The organism is Amedibacillus sp. YH-ame10 (genome assembly GCF_053848885.1).
The window spans coordinates 130,427-147,974 of record NZ_JBSPFA010000001.1 but is presented as its reverse complement, the minus strand read 5'-3'; the positions used below and the strand labels follow the sequence as shown (position 1 = coordinate 147,974).

Genomic DNA, 17,548 nt, shown 5'->3' with positions numbered 1-17,548 from the left:
TTGTGTATATTTTTCATTGCTTTGAAAGCATTTGAGAAATAAGGGAATGAAGTAGGTGGTGTAGGAGGTAGATTATGGATGATAAGTTAGTATTATATAATCGTTTGAAAGAAACAAGAGCAGAAAAAAAGCTATCACAGAGCGATCTTGCTGAAATGGTTGGAGTATCGCGTAATACCATCAGCTCTATTGAGGTCGGACAATTTAATCCGACTGCTAAGCTAGCATTGATCTTGTGTGTAGCGTTGGATAAGAAGTTTGAAGATTTATTCTACTTTGAGTAAGCGTGTTGTATATACGCTTTTTTTTACTATAAGGTGTCTTTTGGTCGGGGCATTAGAAACATTAATGCTTTTTGATCAATTGTAATTTTGGGGTTTTCCATATTTGCAATTTCTCCATCAATGTTCATAGTCAATGGCTTATTCGCAATAAGTTCCACCTCTTTACATCTTCTAAAGATGACTATATCTGGAATCTCGAGATGTTGTCCAAGTTTATAAATGTTAACAAGTTTTAAAACTTTCCATCTGGAGACGCGTTTTACACATATGAAATCTAATAAGCCATCTTGGACATCTGCTTGAGGTGCGGCATGATATCCACCACCATAGTATTGCGCATTGGCAATGACCGCAAAGATATATGTATCATTGGGAAAGACTTCACCATCTACTTTATATGAAAATTGATGATCCATAGAAGTAAAGAAACAATAGGCAAGGGATAAGTTATAAGCACCTTGTCCACTGATCAACGGCAGATTTTTGAATTTGCTTACATTTTCAGCGATAGCACTATCCAAACCCGTTGAAATTAGGTTGATACTAACGATATCTTTTATTCTCATTAAATCGATGACTTCTTCTCTTGCGAATATTTGACGTTCGATATCTAGAAAATCATCCATCGTATATTCCTTAAATGTTTTTATAAAATCATTGCCTGTTCCAATAGGGAGTACACCAACGGCACAATGAGGGTGTCCATAAGCACCATTTACAACCTCAGTTAATGTTCCATCACCACCACACGCATAAAAACGCAGACGAGTTGTATAAGTCTGTGCCATGGTTTTGGTATAGGTAGTTGCTTCTCCTAGCGCTTCGCTGATGTGGATGATCAAATCATTTTGTAAGTTGTGTTTTTTAAACACGGTAGTAATCATTTCACTTAATTGTTTTGAACGATCTACTTTACCTGCGGTAGGGTTTATAATAAATATATATTTCATAAAAAAAGTATAGCATATTCTTACATGAAACAGTACACTTATATGATTGTTAGAAAAAAAGCAGAGGAATATCTTAAGATTTCTGAAATATCTGAATTTATTTAACGGATTTTAATGGGCTATGGTATAATGTTATCGCATATATTTACAAGTATGTTTCGCATATGGTATTCGTTTATGCAATAGTTGAAAGGAAGTTACGATTCATGATTATACGTTCAATTGATTCCATCATTGCGATGTTGGATGCAGATTACATAGAAAATGGAAGTATTGAAGATAAAATTATGGGAGTTTGTATTGATTCTCGTAAAGTAGTAGAAGGAAATTTATATATCCCTATTCGTGGAGTAAACAACAATGGGCATGTATATACTTCGCAAGCAATAGCACAGGGTGCAAAAGCAGTTTTATGGGAAAGAAGAGAACCAAATCCTCCTGTAGAAGTACCTGTGATACTAGTAGAAGATACAACCAAAGCATTACAGGAGTTAGCAAAAGCATATCGTAACCAGTTAGAGATGAAAGTCGTAGGAGTAACTGGAAGCAATGGAAAAACAAGTACCAAAGATATTCTTTCTTCTGTACTTGCGAAACATTATCGTACACAAAAAACATTAGGAAACTATAATAATGAAATTGGAGTACCTTTAACTTTGTTGTCTTTTTCAGATGATGTAGAAGTGGGTGTTGTGGAAATGGGCATGGAGAATTTGGAAGAATTGTCATTTCTAACGCATATTGTAGAACCTGACATTGCGATTATTTCAAATGTAGGTACTGCGCATCTTGAAAACTTAGGTAGTATGGAGAACATTGCGAAGGCAAAGCTTGAAATTACAGAGGGTTTAAAAGAAAATGGACTCTTTTTATACAATGGAGATCAAACGCTTTTACAACAAGCAGTACGAGATGCACAGTTGCCTGGACATATCGCGATACGTACCTTTGGACAAGGGGAACAAAATGATTATATCGTGAGTGATGTAAAACAACTTGCGGATGGACTTGATTTCGCTATTAACAAAGAGAAGTTCCATTTGGATATGATAGGGAAACATCAAGCGATGAACGCAACAGCTGCATATATTGCCGCAAAAAGCCTTGGGTTAAGTGTAGAGGAGATTCAAGAAGGATACGCTTCTATTGAAAAGACTGGGTTACGTAATGAACTTGTAAAAGTGAAACAATGTTTGATTCTAAATGATTCTTATAAATCCAATCCACAAAGTGCGATTGCGGCTTTAGAAACGATGGAAGAATTTGCATATGATTATAAAATTGCTATTTTAGGAGATATGTTAGAATTGGGTGATACGAGTGATCTCATTCACTATACACTTGGAAAAGATTTACAAGCATTTCATGTACAGGAAGTACTAACCATTGGAGATATGGCGCGTTATATTGCACAAGGAGCAAATAACTATTTAGAAGATGTAGAAGTTCGACACTTCCAAAACAAAGAAGATTTATATACGTATGTAAAACCATATATGGATAAAGAATGCATGATGCTAGTGAAAGGCTCTCGTGGTATGAAATTAGACGAATTGGTAGATGCACTTGTGAAAGAAGAGGAATGACAATGAAGAAAATTAAATTAGCGATTATATTTGGTGGAAAATCTAGTGAATATCCAGTATCTTTACATTCTGCTGGAAGCTTGATTCGTAAGATTGATAAAGAACGTTATGATTTAGTTCTTGTGGGTATAAGTCAAGATGGAAAATGGTATTTATATAATGGAGATGTAGAAAGTATTGATCACGATACATGGTTACAAAATGATACTACTTGTGCATGTGTATTGTCCTGTAGTGAAGCTTATAAGGGATTCTTGAAACTAAAAGAAGATGGAACATTTGAAACAATCGCAGTGGATTGTATCTTCCCAATTCTACATGGTAAAAATGGAGAAGATGGAACGATTCAAGGATTGTTTGAACTCAGTGGCATTCCTTATGTTGGATGTGGACATATGAGTTCTTCTGTTTGTATGGATAAAGAAATGACACATATCATATTAGAACATGCAAGTGTACCTTGTGCTCCTTATATTTGTGTATACAAAGAAATAGATATGGATTATAAAGCAATCTATGAAAATGCTGTAGAAACATTAGGGTTACCAATATTTGTGAAACCATGCAATGCGGGAAGTAGTTTTGGAATTAGTAAAATTCAAGAGTTTGAGGGATTTGAAAAAGCTATGGAAGATGCGTTTTATCATGATGGAAAAGGTAAATTGGTACTTGAAACAACGATTGAAGGGTTTGAAATTGGTTGTGCAGTTATGGGGAATCATGACATATTTGCAGGGAATGTAGATGAAATTGAAACCAGTGCACCATTCTTCGATTATGAAGGAAAGTATCAAATGGTAGATTCTCATATCTATTGTCCAGCAAGAATCAGTGAAGCGTTAAGAGAAGAAGCACGTGTATTAGCAAAACGTGCCTATAAAGCTTTAAACTGTACTGGTATGACACGTGTGGATATGTTTAAAACACCAGAGAATAAGATTGTGATTAATGAAGTGAATACAATTCCAGGATTTACCGATACATCACGTTATCCTACAATGATGAAAGAAGCGGGGATTATGTTCCCGGATTTGATTGATCGTTTAGTAGATTTAGCAATGAACAAACAATAAAGAGGTGAGGACCGTGCTTGAGAGTGATACAAGATCATGGCTTGAGATTCATTTGTCCAATATCGGACATAATATCAAAGAAATACAAAAACTGATTCCATCATCAAGTAAGATTATGGCAATCGTTAAAGCAAATGCATATGGACATGGAGATATTGCTTGTGCAAAAGAATTAGAGAAATGTGGCATTGATTTCTTCGGTGTCAGTAGTGTGGATGAAGGGATTACCTTACGTGAGAATGGTATTCACTCCCCAATTTTAATACTAGGATATACTCCTTCTGTACATTTTCATTATCTTCATGAAAAAAACTTGTTACAGACCTTTGTATCTTTGGAATATGCACAAAAAGTAGATGCTTATTGTGCACAACATCAAGTGTGTATCAAAGGGCATGTAAAAGTAGATACAGGTATGTCAAGGATTGGGATTGTTGCGCAAGAGCATGAATACCATATTGAAGACATTAAACAAGTGTATCAACTACAACATATAGAAACTTGTGGAATCTTTTCTCACTTTAGTGTGAGTGATGGTTTAGAAGAAGACAATGTAGCCTATACGAAACAACAGAAGATTATGTTTGATCGTGTTCTACAGGATTTAAAAGAGGCAGGGATCGAGGTAGGAACACGTCATTTACAAAATAGTTATGGAATTTTAAACTATCCTGAACTATCCTATGATTATGTAAGACCTGGTTTGTTATGGATGGGTGTTACTAGCGATGATGCAGTTAAAATCAATACCGCTCCTAACTTTTTACCAGTCATGGAGTGGAAAGCGAATGTATCCTTAGTGAAAACCATCCAAAAGGGTGTTAATGTGAGCTATGGAAGGCATTTCAAGGCATCTAAGCCAACAAAAGTCGCATCGTTATCTGTTGGGTATGCAGATGGTTATCCACGCTGTGTATCAAATAAGGATAGCCATGTGTTGATCCATGGAAAAAAAGCAACCATCATTGGAAACATCTGTATGGATCAGATGATGATTGATGTAAGTGATATTGATGATGTAAAAGAGGGAGATGTAGTGACCTTGTTTGGGAATGATCAAGAAGAACATCTAAGCATTGATGAACTTACTCGATTAGCAAATACCATTAACAATGAAACTCTTTGCTGGATCAGCGCAAGAGTGCCAAGAATCTACAAATAGCCGATCAAGGCTATTTTTTATGAAGGAGAGAGAATATGCAAAAAAAGAATTATTATGCGATAGATATTGCGAAATTTGTAAGTGCATTGCTTGTCATATGCATTCATACAGCACCACTTGTAGATATTAATATGGACGCGAACTTTGTCCTTGTACAAGTATTATCACGTGTGGCAGTACCATTCTTCTTTATCACTTCAGGTTTCTTCTTTTTTCAGAAAATTGATTTGCAAAGAGAATGGAACGATTATGAAAATATACAAGTATTAAAACACTATTTAGGAAGGCTCTTTAAAATCTATGTCATTTGGACGATTCTTTATCTTCCATTTACCTACTGGATTATGCGATCAGGGGATGGTGTTACATTTGCGGCGATCTTACGTTATGTGCGAGATTTCTTCTTTATGGGAAGCTTTTATCACTTGTGGTTTTTACCAGCACTTATGTTTGCGGTATTTGCTGTTTATTATTTGGTTACCATGTTAAATGTAAAGAAAACGATTTGGATTACCCTTCTATTGTATTTGATTGGAATGATGGGAAATGTATATCCAAAATTATTAGAAGGAATTCCAGTTGTGGACTTTATATGGAAATACTATGTAGATATTTTCTCTACCACTCGAAATGGATTGTTTTTTGGAATGATATTTATAGCACTTGGAGCATATTTCTCTAAACATATGCTCTATGTGAAGAAACCAGTGTTATTTGTAGGTTTTTTGATTTCTCTAGCGTTATTGTTTGGGGAATGTTATCTATTGAAAGCAAATGGCTTTATGAGTGATTTAGCAAGTATGTATGTGATGTTAATCCCTTGTGTAAGCTTCTTGTTTTTATGGTTGAAACGTATCGATCTTCAAAAACAAAAAATATACCAAACACTTCGACAGATGTCATTGTTGGTATATGTATCACATATCATGTTTGTCAGCGTCCTAATATGGACAATGCCAGAGTTGAATTCCTTATTAGGATATTTCATTTCTGTTGCGGCAAGCTTGGTATTCTCTTATGTGATTCTTTGGATATCTAGAAGAATCCATATACTAAAAGCAGTATACTAAGGACGAGGTGAATGTATTGATAAGAATCCAACAGCTAAAACTATCTCTAGATGAGGAACTAACAATTCTTCCAATAAAGATTGTAAAGAAATTACGTATTCCAGAAGAAGAGTTATTATCCTATCATATAGTGAAAGAAAGTATTGATGCACGTAAAGCAGAAGATATTCATTTTACATATACCGTGGATTGTAAAGTAGCAAATGAAACAAAGCTATTAAAGTATAAAATGAAAGATGTATCAAAAGCTGTGAAAGAACGTTACCATATGCCCAAAAAAGGTGTAGTCGGTTTAAAGCATCGCCCAATCGTCATTGGGTTTGGCCCAGCGGGTATGTTTTCAGCATTGTTGTTAGCACAACTTGGGTATCAACCTTTGGTGTTGGAACGTGGAGAATGCGTTGAAAAACGTGTGAAAAGCGTAGAACGTTTCTGGAAAGAAGGTGTTCTTGATCCTTCTAGTAATGTACAGTTTGGAGAAGGTGGAGCAGGTACATTCTCTGATGGAAAATTAACCACTCGTGTAAAAGATACAAGAATTATTAAAATATTAGAAGAACTGGTACGCTTTGGTGCACCAGAAGAAATTTTATATCAGGCACATCCTCATATTGGTACAGATTATTTAAGAAATATTGTGAAACAAATGAGAGAAGAAATTATTCGATTAGGTGGAGAAATTCGTTTTGAAACGAAGGTAGAAGATTTCGTAATCGAACAGGGTGAACTTGTAAAAGTAATTGCCAATGGAGAAGAAATCCCTTGTGAACAAGCTATCCTTGCGATTGGTCATAGCGCAAGAGATACTTTTGAAACGTTAATGGATCGTGGATTTTCTATTCACGCCAAAGCATTTGCGATTGGCGCAAGAATCGAACATCCTCAAACCTTAATCAATCAAGCACAATATAAACAACATGCGGATCATCCACGCTTAAAGGCTGCGGACTATCGTCTTGTACATACAGCAAGCAATGGAAGAGGTGTATACACCTTCTGTATGTGTCCTGGTGGTAGTGTTGTACCTTCTACATCCATTGAAGGTGGAGTTGTAGTGAATGGAATGAGTGAACATGCGCGGGATCAAGAAAACGCAAACAGTGCAGTTCTTGTACAAGTGCGTACTTCTGATTTTGATGATGATCCTAGAAAAGGAATACAGTTACAAAGTGACATAGAGAAAAAAGCGTATCAACTAGCAGGAAGTAATTATCATGCACCTGTACAACTTGTGAAAGACTTTCTAGCAGGGACTCCATCCACAACCGTTGGTTGTGTGAAACCTAGTTATACATTAGGCGTTACGCCTTGTAACTTACAAGACATCCTTCCAAGTTATGTATACGAAGCGATGCAAGAGGGAATTGTGAATTTTGATCGTAAAATCAAAGGATTTGCGATGGATGATGCAATACTTACGGGAGTGGAAACAAGAAGTTCTTCTCCACTACGCATTGAACGAGAAAAAGATACATGCAACTGCATTTCTGTAAAAGGAGTATATCCTTGTGGAGAAGGCGCAGGATATGCTGGTGGTATTGTATCTGCGGCAATCGATGGATTGCGATGTGCAGAAAAACTAATCGAACTATATCAATACGAAAAAAAGTAACGTTATGTTACTTTTTTTGTACCTTTAATCGATACGAACCTTTGACATTAATTGTTTCATATGTTGGATGAACTCATTGAAATCCTGCATTTGTAATAGTTCTCTTACATGTACAGGTTCACTTAATATTTCAATAATTTCTTCGAAGATTTCAGAGAATACTTTTCTGGAATCTTCATTGATTCCAATTAAGGCGATGATATGTACTGGATGTGATCCCCATGGAATTGCTTCTTCACTTATCGCAATGGATATAAAACTAGACTTTGTATTCTTCGATAAAGAATGAGGAACTGCAACATCTTCAAAGGCCGTGCTCGACATATGCTCTCTTGCGAGTACATCCTCATAGAAGGATGTTTCCGTATAATCGAGCTTTACAACATCTCTACACATGATTTCTAGTGCTTCTTCTTTATCCTTAAAGGAAGGGTTTTTATAGAAGAGACGTTGATCAAAGAAATTCATCAAATATGCTTTTAACGCATTTCCTTTCTTTGTTTGGCTGATGCGTTCAATCGCATCTCGTATTGCGCGAGTATCTTTTTCTGTAAGGAAGGGGTGTATAGTAACAGAAGCGTTCGCAAAAGGCATGTCAATCGTAGATATAATTAGGTCTGCGTGTAATAAACCAGGGTTGTAATTGTTAATGGAGATGGCATATTTCATATTGATACGTTGATCAAATTGTCGCATGATTTTATCTAATACATTCTTATGAATGGAATAATAATCTGCATAAATAAAGGCACACGTCACTTTGTTTTTACTTTGTACATTATTTTCAAAGTAGCTTCCGATATGAAAGGCAATAAAGGCAATTTCATCCTCATTTAAAACTACTTGATAATCTCGTTTAAATTCTTGTGCGATAAAGACTGCAATATCATAAATCAATGGATACGATGTTTTGATTTTAGCGGTTAAAGGGTTCTTGGCATAATATTCATTTTCTACGCGATTAAATAAGTTTTTGACATGTACAGTAAACTTCGTTATAAAGTCTTCATCAAAAGCATCTAAATAGTAATTACGTTCCACTTTTCGTATGACATTATGGGCAATATCAATAAATTTTTGTTCGATGTATTCACTAATATTTTCTGAAGTAATAAAGGAATAATCCAATATCGTTGTATGATTGGATATAATCAATACCAAATTGTACAACTCTGTATCATTGATTTTAACATCATAGGTTGTTTCTATAAAACTTTGAATTTGGGTGCTCACTTGATATTGTTTACTCTTTTTCACTCTATCTAAATCAATTTCATCTTTCATAATGCATCCATTGCGGATACGATCAATCATGATGATGAGGTGCAGTGCTGTATTGTTTAGGGTATAATCATTCGCAAATATATCATTTTGTGAAAATATATCTCTTATATTTTTTCGAAAATCCCAAAAATGATAATGGAATGTCAGTAGTTGAACTTCATCTTTCAGGATAAAGTTATCATAACTATCAGAAGATATGAGGTGACTCATGAAGGTACGCTTGTTCATTTCATTTCCTTCTACCAACAACATATTCTTATTGCGAATCAAATGTAAATTGTGATCGCGTAGAATGCTTCGGATTTCTTTTAAATCAGTTTCAATCGTCGCACTACTTACAAATAGTTCGTCGCTTAAATCAAAGATATCATATCCTTCTTTGATACAAATTAACTTTTGTAGGATATAGTTCTTCCTTGTTTCTGGAGTTTCGATGGTACGTGTTGGTGTATGTTCTTGTATATCTGCATATAGGCCTTGATCCATACAATATCCACGATAGTTGGAAAGGATGACAGAAGCATTATAAAACGCATTGATATTTACTACATACTTACGAATCTGACGAGTGGATACGCCTAGCTTATCGGCTAGTTCTTGTGCAGGGACATATCGTTCTTCACGCTCATCTCGTAACAATATGACCAACTGATCTTGTTTTTTTATTTTCATATGTTCACCCCAATGAAAAGACAGTATTGTCCTATTATGCTACCTACAGTATATAAAAGAAGCTTCCTTGATACAAATGGAATTAGTTCCCATCTAGAGGAACTTTTTTTATTTGAAGGAATTTTTACAATCCTATATGCTTGAAGTGTAAAGAGAGGAAAGGAGGTTAGAAACATTTCGTGAAAGACAGAAAAAGAGATACATCCCCTCAAACTTGTACGCTCATACAGTCAGTAGATATATCTCAAATATAGTTTATCATCAATCGTAATGAATTTCACGAAAAATTTCACAAAAAGGAGAGATTAGAATATGAAAAACATTTTATTAGTATGCGGAACTGGTGCTTCCAGTGGCTTTATGGCAAAAAATATCCGCGTTGCCGCAAAAAACGAAGGATTTGAAATAGGTGTGAAAGCACGAAGTGATTCTGAAGTAGAAGATTATATTGAGGAAATCGATCTATTATTGGTAGGACCACATTTAAAGTATATGCTTCATGACCTAGAGGAAATTGCAGATCCTTATGATGTTCCAGTAAGAATCATTGATGAAAATGCTTATGGATCATTGGATGGAGCGGCTGTATTAAACTCTATCAGAAAAGAACTAGACATTTAAATAAAAGAGGAGAAATTTTATGAAATCATTTATGAATTGGATGACAGATGTATTTGCGCCAAAGATGAACAAAATTGCAAGAAACCCATGGCTTGCCTCTGTACAAGAATCAATTCTTGCGGCAATGCCACTTATCTTAATTGGTTCCTTTGCGACTGTATTTAATATTATTAGAGACTTTGTACCACAAATGCCAGATATTTCGATGTTGAGCAGTTTCTCATTTGGACTACTTTCCATCTTCTTGGCATACTTAATTCCATCTACTCTTATGGAGAAGAAAAAACACAAGAAAACAGCAAAACAAGCAGGTATGGCAGGAATTGCCTTCTTCTTAATGATTGTGTATCCTACCTTCGATGATGCTGGGAATATCCAAATTGTATTCTCAAACTTAGGTACTGGAGGTATGATTGCTTCACTTGTAGCGGGTCTATTTGTTGGAGCTGTGATGAATCAATTCGCAAAACATTCATTCTTTAAAGAAGATAGCGCATTACCAGACTTTATAACGGTATGGTTTGATACTTTGATTCCTATTACAATCTGTCTTGTCATTGGATTTATCTTCACATTCACATTAAAGATTAGTATCTTCGATGTAATCTATGAAGTATTCACACCATTTATTTCTATTGGACAATCCTTCTGGGGATTTGTTCTACTAAACTTCATTGGATATGCATTCTTATATACCTTCGGTATTTCTACATGGGTAATCTATCCAATTACATCCGCAATCTGTTTACAAGGAATGGGTGATAACATGGCTGCAGTTGCGGCAGGAAATGCACCTACCTTCATCCATACAAGTGAAACCACTAATTTATTCCTACTTGGAGGTGGTGGTACTACCTTAGCACTTGCGGTTATGTTATTAGTGCTTGCGAAATCAAAGAAATTACGAGTAATTGGAAAATCAACATTTGTACCTTCTTTATGTAATATCAACGAACCATTGATTTTCGGTGCACCAGTTGCCTTTAACCCATTGTTAATGATTCCTATGTGGATTATTGGATTAATCTCACCAATGATAGTTTACGCGGCTTTAGCATGGGGCTGGGCTCCAATTCCTGCAGAAACATTTGGATTTTGGTATTTACCTAGTCCAATCGTTGGATACATGGTCACAAAATCATTAAATGGAGCAATTCTTGTTATGGTAATCTTCGCGATTTCTTGGGTGATTTATTATCCATTCTTCAAAATTTACGACAAGCAAGTTTGTGAAGAAGAAAGAGCAGAACAAGAAAAGAAAGAAAAACTAGCTGCGAAGAAAGCAGCACATAGAGAAGAAATAGAAGAAAGTGTATAAGGGGGAATTCCTATGAAAAAAGTAACACCAGAAGAACTAAACAGTGCGGCAATGCAGATGATTCTGCATGCCGGCAACTGTCGAAATTTATTAAATGAGGCAGTACATGATACAGAAGATGGCGTTGATGTAAATGCTGTGAATGCGAAACTAAAAGAAGCAAAAGATGAAATCACGATTGCGCATAAAGTACAAACGGATATGATTCAAAGTACGATAGAAGATGAGGAACTACAAACAACCTTACTCTTTACACATGCACAAGATACCTTAATGACCATCAATTCAGAAGTAAATATGACCAATCATATCATTCGTATGATTCGAAAAATAGAAGAAAAGGTGGGCAAATTATGATAAAAACTCCAACCGGCTTCCCTAAGGATTTCTTATGGGGAGGGGCCATTGCGGCAAATCAAGCAGAAGGTGCATGGAATGAAGATGGAAAAGGTCCATCTATCGCAGATATCGAAATTTTACCTGAAGAATATAGTCGTACAAGTATTGTAGGCTTTAAACATAGCAAAGAAGAAATTGATGAAGCACTACAAGATAGCGTAGGATACTATCCTAGAAGAAGCGCAATTGATTTCTATCATACATACAAAGAAGATTTGGCTCTTATGAAAGAAATGGGTTTCAGGTGTTTCCGCACTTCCTTCAACTGGACACGCATTTTTCCAACAGGAGAAGAAACACAACCTAATGAAGCAGGTCTACAATTCTATGATGATTTGTTGGATGAAATGATTTCACTAGGTATAGAACCAGTTATGACCATTTCTCATTATGAAATACCAGTGAATTTAGTTACGAAATATAACGGATTCAAAAGTCGTTATGTAATGGAATGCTTTGTAAAATATTGCGAAGTACTATTTAAACGATATCAATCCAAAGTAAAATATTGGATTGTATTCAATCAAATAAATTCCCTTGGAGGATGGGGGGAATTCTCCTCTCTTGGACTTATGGAGGGATATACTTTGAGTGATGTATATCTAGGTGTTCATCATCAATTTATCGCAAGTGCAATGGCTACAAAAATCGCGCATGAAATCAATCCTAATCTACAAATCGGGTTGATGACAGGGGATGATACAAGCTATCCAGCTAGTTGTGATCCAAAGGATGTGTTCGCAGCAACACAAGCTAATCAAATGGGTGTATATTTCTATAGTGATGTTTTATTAAGAGGATATTATCCAGAGTATGCGCTACGTTTCTTTAACGAGAATCAAATTGATTTCGAAATGAAAGAAGAAGATATGAAACTGTTAAAAGAAAACACAGCTGATTATTTATCCTTCTCTTACTATTTTACACGTACAACAAAAGCGGGTATGAAAGAACCACAACCCAATCCTTATTTAGAAAAATCCATTTGGGGATGGGCAATCGATCCTCTTGGATTCCGTAATTCTTTGAATCAGTATTGGGATCGCTACCATGTACCTATGTTTATCGCGGAAAATGGACTTGGCGCAATTGATGAAGTTGTGGATGGTAAAGTACATGATGATTATCGTATTTCCTATTTAGAAGGAAATATACGCGCTATGAAAGAAGCTATTAAAGATGGTGTAAATGTATTTGGTTATGCGTCTTGGGGTCCAATTGATATCATCAGTTGTTCACAAGGCGAAATGAGTAAACGTTATGGATACATTTATGTAGATATCGATGATCGAGGAAATGGTACAAAGAAACGCTTACGTAAAGATTCCTTCTATTGGTATCAAGAAGTCATTAAAACAAATGGTGAACAATTATAATGATTAGAAAAGGGTGTAGCGAAAGCTTCCCCTTTTTTGGAAAGGGGTTGTATGAAGAAAACGATTCAGAAGAATGCTGTAATTGTAGTAGAAACACTATTTTCTACTTGTATATGTGCGATTGGGGTTGCGTTGTTTGTAGAGGTAGGATTAGGAAGTGATACCATTGATGTATTTGTGGATGGATTACATCGTACGTTAAATATTTCCTTAGGAAGAGCAGATCAATTATTTTCTATTTTCTTTTTAGTTTTTGCATTGTTGGTAAATCGACGTTATATCGGTTGGCCTTCTATTTTGTATACTTTGTTAATAGGGTTTGCGATTGATTTTTTCAACGTGTTTATCATCCCTATGAATCTTAGTGAACAATCTTTCATCATACGATTTTTATGTATCATTCTTGCACAGTTAAGCTTTGGCATGTCCTATGCGATCTTTCAAACTGTAGAACGTGGGATGAATATGGTGGATGCGGTTATCTATTTCTTTGTTGTACGTTTTAAATTATCCTATGTATGGATAAGAACTTCATTGGATATTGTATTCTTTCTCTGTGGTTTCTTATTAGGTGGAGTCATCGGTATTGGAACCGTATTATCTGCATGTCTTACGGGGATAACAACAAGATGGTTATATAAACGCGTTGTGCAATTAAAGAATAATTCGAAGATGTATCGTTCCCTCTTTGAAAGAAAGGAACTATTAAAATGAAATGTATAGCAAGTGATTTAGATGGCACTCTTTTATTAGAAGACAATACCATGAGTATGAAAACAAGAGAGATGTTAAAAGAACTCGAAGAGAAACAGATATTGTTTCTAGTTTGTACAGGAAGAAGCTATATGGATTTTCGAAGTGCCTTTCCAACAGATATAAAGGTACCAGCCATATTATTAAACGGAGCTTTATACGTAGATGCTCTTGGAAATGAGATTTTATCATATCCGATGCAAGATGAATATATAAAGAACATAGAAGAAACCATAGTAAACCATCATTTACCGTGTCTTTACTTCACCTCTCGTGGAATTTATGGAAGTGGAGAATTGCAAGGTATGATGGACTGTGTAAAAGCATATTATCATCCAGATTATCAAGGAGAGTATTTCATGGAACCTGTTCATATTGTGGATAGCTATACACAAATACATGAACCTATTTTAAAAATGGAAACCATGTGTGTAAATCTAGCATTTATTAGACAAGTGAAGGATGAATTACACATGTTTGAACATTTACAAGTTTCCTCTTCTTTGCCGTACAATATTGAGATAACCGCAAAGGGTGTAAATAAAGCCTCTATGCTTCAAAGAGTACTAGCTTATCAACAACTAGCAAAGGAAGACTTATTATATTTTGGAGACAGCAATAATGATCTAGAAGTCTTTCAACAATTTCCATATACCATCGCAGTACATAATGCATGTGATGAGATAAAAAAAGAGGCATATGAAATTTGTGGAACCTGTGAAGATGATGGAGTAGCTCAATATATAAAAGAAAAAGTATCACAGATGGCGTAAAGCCCTGGGATACTTCTTTTTTAGCATCAAGATTGCTTTAGATAATAGATGAACACTCGTTAATACAATGACAATCTGTATCCAATAATGACCTTCAAAACGATCAAAATGCAAGAATACCATCGTCGCAAAATATATTACAAAAGGATGTACTAAATAATAATATTTATAGTATTCACGATATGGAATTGTTTTCTTTGTTTTAAAGAATGGCTTTGTGTGAATGAGAGTAATAAAGAGATAATACACCAATGGGATACAAGATAATAAAATATTACTATCTAAACGATCGATGGTTTGTAGGATTAAGGCTTCTGCCACTAACAACACACAACACAACAAGAGCTTTAAAAAAGCATAGGATACATAAGTTTTTTCTTTTGTGCCGATGTAATATCCAAGCGCAACATAAAACAAACCAAAGAATAAGAAATTGCGGGTTGTATAGAAAATCTGGAAGTAATATGTAGATAGAAAGTGTTGTAACTGATCAGGTAGAAAACCAAAGTATGTTTCTGTTGCGCCTAAGAGTAAGAGAAGGAACGAAATTACCAATAATGGTTTCATAGGGAAACGCTTCATCCATCCTCTTAAGACAATCATCGCGAGTAACAGCGCAGGAAAGTACCAAAGGTGATAAAAGGTACCAGTATAGAAGAATCCCACAAGGATAGCTAAAGGGAAGGCTGCAGGAGGTAATTGTATGTTTAGCGTTTCTAACGCTTCTATTCCAAATGGCAGATAAATAATACTCCAAACAAGATAGAACTTTAAGGATCCTTTGATATAGTTTCGTATATACCCAGGGCGTTCCTGTTCTTTTTTTGCGGCGAAATAACCAGAAGTTATAAAGAACAGAGGTACACAAATTCTTCCAACGATGTAATTAAATGCTAAATCTAGATGATCATTATAACCAAGGAATGGTCTCATATGTACTAGTACAACAACGATAGACAAGGCAAATCTAGTAATATCTAGATTATCATAATGTACTTCTTTTTCATCTGCATTATGTTGGGCGTTTCTCTCTATGTACGCAAATGCAATCGACAATATCAATGCGACCAATAAAATGAAGATGGGTTCTGCATATATGCCTTGTAATACATTGAAATAACGCAATAACAAGAGAAGCGCTATAATGATAGGAGTTGTAATAAATAAGTATTTTTTCACGTTCGTCACACCTTTATATCCAATATTATAACATACTCATAGCATTTTCTATAGAGGAAGGGCATAGATTGAAATGAGAGGTGAACGCTGTGAGTAAACGTTGTCGTTTAGGGATATATGTTCTTGTTGGATGTGTGGGTGTTTTTGTATTTACGCTGCTTATAAAAATTCTATGTTTTAGTGGATTGTTTGTACCGTTACTAAAACTTGAGGGTAAACAACAAATGGAGATAGAAGTAAACACTGCCTTTGTAGATCCTGGTGTAAAGGCACGTTATCATTTAACAGACTATAGTGATGATATACAAGTAAATAGCACGTTAAACACACACAAACTTGGAACATATGAAATTACTTATGAATCAAAGGGACATCAAAAAAAGGTAACACGTGAAGTTCGTGTCGTGGATACAACGCCTCCGAAATTTCATCTAAAGGGAGACAATACTGTACGTATATTTATGAATGGTGAATTTCAAGAAGCAGGGTATGAAGTGAAGGATAATTATGATCAACAACTGCAAGAAAAAGTAACGATAAAAAATCATGTGAACAACAAGAAAAAAGGCACTTATAAGATTGAATATGAGGTAAAAGATAGTAGTGGAAATGTTGGTAAAGCTGTTCGTAAGGTACAAGTATGTGATGATCCTACAAGTGTGAAACTCTATTATAATCATGATACCTATGATAATAAAATGGAAGAGTGGTGGTTTCGCAAATCAAAAGATCACAAAAGAACCACTGCGGCACAAGATGAACAATTTCTATTGAAATATAATACCTTTTTTCAAGGACCTGATGAGAAAGTGATTTATTTAACTTTTGATGAAGGAGGCAATGACATTACCTATATCAAAGAAATTGCCGAAGTACTAAAGAAAAATGATGTACAGGCAACGTACTTCTTAACCTTGAATTATATTAGAGATAATCCAGAATTTATGAGAGAACTTGTCAAAGATGGAAATCTAATAGGTAATCATACGTGGCATCATTATGATATGACGACGCTTGCGAATGCGAGTGGTGTAGATAAGTTTGTGAAGGAAATAACTGAAACAGAAAAGACCTATATGCAAGTAACAGGAAAACCTATGGTTAAAGTATTTCGTTTTCCAAAAGGTGGAAGCAGCGAACGTGCAATGAAGATGGTGAGTGATTTAGGTTATCGTACGTATAACTGGAGTCATGCATATTATGATTATGCAAGTGATGTAAGTGGGGAAGAGGCATTAAAGACTATGATGGATCATTACCATAATGGAGCCATTTATTTGTTGCATCCAAGCAATAAAGGCAACTATGAAGCTATGGATACATTCATTAAAAATATGAAAGATTTAGGGTATACATTTAAAACAGTTGATACAATTTCAAATACCAATAAAAAATAATAACTGACAAAACACTCAATATTATATATAATGAAGCAC

The 17,548-nt window shown here is 35.1% G+C and carries 16 protein-coding genes; 13 read left to right on the top strand and 3 right to left on the bottom strand.

Annotated features, from left to right (window positions below; translation table 11 throughout):
• Positions 1-74 precede the first annotated feature (74 nt).
• Positions 75-284 carry a helix-turn-helix transcriptional regulator gene (locus ACWG42_RS00740; protein ID WP_455789532.1) on the top strand — a complete coding sequence of 70 codons (210 nt, stop codon included), beginning with the start codon at positions 75-77 and terminating at the stop codon, positions 282-284.
• 26 nt (positions 285-310) lie between these two features.
• Here the strand turns inward: ACWG42_RS00740 and ACWG42_RS00735 are convergent, their stop codons facing one another.
• Positions 311-1,234 carry a diacylglycerol/lipid kinase family protein gene (locus tag ACWG42_RS00735; protein ID WP_455789531.1) on the bottom strand — a complete coding sequence of 308 codons (924 nt, stop codon included), beginning with the start codon at positions 1,232-1,234 and terminating at the stop codon, positions 311-313.
• Positions 1,235-1,440: 206 nt separating this feature from the next.
• Here ACWG42_RS00735 and ACWG42_RS00730 point away from each other — a divergent pair, with 206 nt between their 5' ends.
• Genes ACWG42_RS00730 through ACWG42_RS00710 form a run of 5 tightly spaced genes read left to right on the top strand, consistent with a single transcriptional unit; the run spans position 1,441 to position 7,737 of the window.
• Positions 1,441-2,820, top strand: a complete 1,380-nt coding sequence (locus ACWG42_RS00730) for a UDP-N-acetylmuramoyl-tripeptide--D-alanyl-D-alanine ligase (RefSeq protein ID WP_455789529.1) — start codon at positions 1,441-1,443, stop codon at positions 2,818-2,820.
• A 2-nt stretch (positions 2,821-2,822) separates the two neighbouring features.
• Entirely contained in the window at positions 2,823-3,893 is a 1,071-nt protein-coding gene (locus ACWG42_RS00725) for a D-alanine--D-alanine ligase family protein (RefSeq protein ID WP_455789527.1), read from the top strand.
• 13 nt (positions 3,894-3,906) lie between these two features.
• Positions 3,907-5,055, top strand: a complete 1,149-nt coding sequence (alr, locus tag ACWG42_RS00720; protein WP_455789526.1) for an alanine racemase — start codon at positions 3,907-3,909, stop codon at positions 5,053-5,055.
• A gap of 35 nt (positions 5,056-5,090) precedes the next feature.
• Positions 5,091-6,125: an acyltransferase family protein gene (locus ACWG42_RS00715; protein ID WP_455789524.1), complete on the top strand. Its 1,035-nt coding sequence runs from the start codon at positions 5,091-5,093 to the stop codon at positions 6,123-6,125.
• A gap of 16 nt (positions 6,126-6,141) precedes the next feature.
• Entirely contained in the window at positions 6,142-7,737 is a 1,596-nt protein-coding gene (locus ACWG42_RS00710; protein WP_455789523.1) for an NAD(P)/FAD-dependent oxidoreductase, read from the top strand.
• 24 nt (positions 7,738-7,761) lie between these two features.
• On the opposite strand, the gene ACWG42_RS00705 is transcribed toward ACWG42_RS00710, so the two are convergent.
• The gene (locus ACWG42_RS00705; RefSeq protein WP_455789522.1) at positions 7,762-9,693 is read right to left on the bottom strand and encodes a BglG family transcription antiterminator; all 1,932 of its coding nucleotides are present in this window, start codon (positions 9,691-9,693) and stop codon (positions 7,762-7,764) included.
• A gap of 312 nt (positions 9,694-10,005) precedes the next feature.
• Between ACWG42_RS00705 and ACWG42_RS00700 the strand changes: the two genes are divergently transcribed.
• From ACWG42_RS00700 to ACWG42_RS00675, 6 genes are read left to right on the top strand one after another with little or no spacing between them, the layout of a single operon-like run.
• Complete coding sequence (locus ACWG42_RS00700; protein WP_455789521.1) at positions 10,006-10,314, top strand: PTS sugar transporter subunit IIB; 309 nt, start codon at positions 10,006-10,008, stop codon at positions 10,312-10,314.
• A 19-nt stretch (positions 10,315-10,333) separates the two neighbouring features.
• On the top strand, positions 10,334-11,632 hold the full coding sequence (locus ACWG42_RS00695) for a PTS sugar transporter subunit IIC (protein WP_455789519.1): 1,299 nt from the start codon (positions 10,334-10,336) through the stop codon (positions 11,630-11,632).
• Between the two features lie 12 nt (positions 11,633-11,644).
• Complete coding sequence (locus ACWG42_RS00690; RefSeq protein WP_455789518.1) at positions 11,645-11,989, top strand: PTS lactose/cellobiose transporter subunit IIA; 345 nt, start codon at positions 11,645-11,647, stop codon at positions 11,987-11,989.
• A complete protein-coding gene (locus ACWG42_RS00685; RefSeq protein WP_455789517.1) occupies positions 11,986-13,407 on the top strand; it encodes a glycoside hydrolase family 1 protein in 1,422 nt (473 codons plus the stop codon). The genes ACWG42_RS00690 and ACWG42_RS00685 overlap by 4 nt, the downstream gene beginning before the upstream one ends.
• A 51-nt stretch (positions 13,408-13,458) precedes the next feature.
• The gene (locus ACWG42_RS00680; protein WP_455789515.1) at positions 13,459-14,121 is read left to right on the top strand and encodes a YczE/YyaS/YitT family protein; all 663 of its coding nucleotides are present in this window, start codon (positions 13,459-13,461) and stop codon (positions 14,119-14,121) included.
• Complete coding sequence (locus ACWG42_RS00675) at positions 14,118-14,933, top strand: Cof-type HAD-IIB family hydrolase (RefSeq protein ID WP_455789514.1); 816 nt, start codon at positions 14,118-14,120, stop codon at positions 14,931-14,933. The genes ACWG42_RS00680 and ACWG42_RS00675 overlap by 4 nt, the downstream gene beginning before the upstream one ends.
• On the opposite strand, the gene ACWG42_RS00670 is transcribed toward ACWG42_RS00675, so the two are convergent.
• Positions 14,919-16,112: an acyltransferase family protein gene (locus ACWG42_RS00670; RefSeq protein WP_455789513.1), complete on the bottom strand. Its 1,194-nt coding sequence runs from the start codon at positions 16,110-16,112 to the stop codon at positions 14,919-14,921. The genes ACWG42_RS00675 and ACWG42_RS00670 overlap by 15 nt on opposite strands.
• A gap of 89 nt (positions 16,113-16,201) precedes the next feature.
• Between ACWG42_RS00670 and ACWG42_RS00665 the strand changes: the two genes are divergently transcribed.
• A complete protein-coding gene (locus ACWG42_RS00665; protein ID WP_455789512.1) occupies positions 16,202-17,509 on the top strand; it encodes an immunoglobulin-like domain-containing protein in 1,308 nt (435 codons plus the stop codon).
• The last annotated feature ends 39 nt before the right edge of the window (positions 17,510-17,548 follow it).

Bases quoted from the DNA above. Each gene is read 5' to 3' on its own strand.
- ACWG42_RS00715 (WP_455789524.1), top strand. From the start codon at position 5,091: ATGCAAAAAAAGAATTATTATGCGATAGATATTGCGAAATTTGTAAGT.
- ACWG42_RS00725 (WP_455789527.1), top strand. From the start codon at position 2,823: ATGAAGAAAATTAAATTAGCGATTATATTTGGTGGAAAATCTAGTGAA.
- ACWG42_RS00705 (WP_455789522.1), bottom strand. From the start codon at position 9,693: ATGAAAATAAAAAAACAAGATCAGTTGGTCATATTGTTACGAGATGAG.
- ACWG42_RS00675 (WP_455789514.1), top strand. From the start codon at position 14,118: ATGAAATGTATAGCAAGTGATTTAGATGGCACTCTTTTATTAGAAGAC.
- ACWG42_RS00740 (WP_455789532.1), top strand. From the start codon at position 75: ATGGATGATAAGTTAGTATTATATAATCGTTTGAAAGAAACAAGAGCA.
- ACWG42_RS00680 (WP_455789515.1), top strand. From the start codon at position 13,459: ATGAAGAAAACGATTCAGAAGAATGCTGTAATTGTAGTAGAAACACTA.
- ACWG42_RS00695 (WP_455789519.1), top strand. From the start codon at position 10,334: ATGAAATCATTTATGAATTGGATGACAGATGTATTTGCGCCAAAGATG.
- ACWG42_RS00700 (WP_455789521.1), top strand. From the start codon at position 10,006: ATGAAAAACATTTTATTAGTATGCGGAACTGGTGCTTCCAGTGGCTTT.
- ACWG42_RS00730 (WP_455789529.1), top strand. From the start codon at position 1,441: ATGATTATACGTTCAATTGATTCCATCATTGCGATGTTGGATGCAGAT.
- ACWG42_RS00690 (WP_455789518.1), top strand. From the start codon at position 11,645: ATGAAAAAAGTAACACCAGAAGAACTAAACAGTGCGGCAATGCAGATG.
- ACWG42_RS00685 (WP_455789517.1), top strand. From the start codon at position 11,986: ATGATAAAAACTCCAACCGGCTTCCCTAAGGATTTCTTATGGGGAGGG.
- ACWG42_RS00735 (WP_455789531.1), bottom strand. From the start codon at position 1,234: ATGAAATATATATTTATTATAAACCCTACCGCAGGTAAAGTAGATCGT.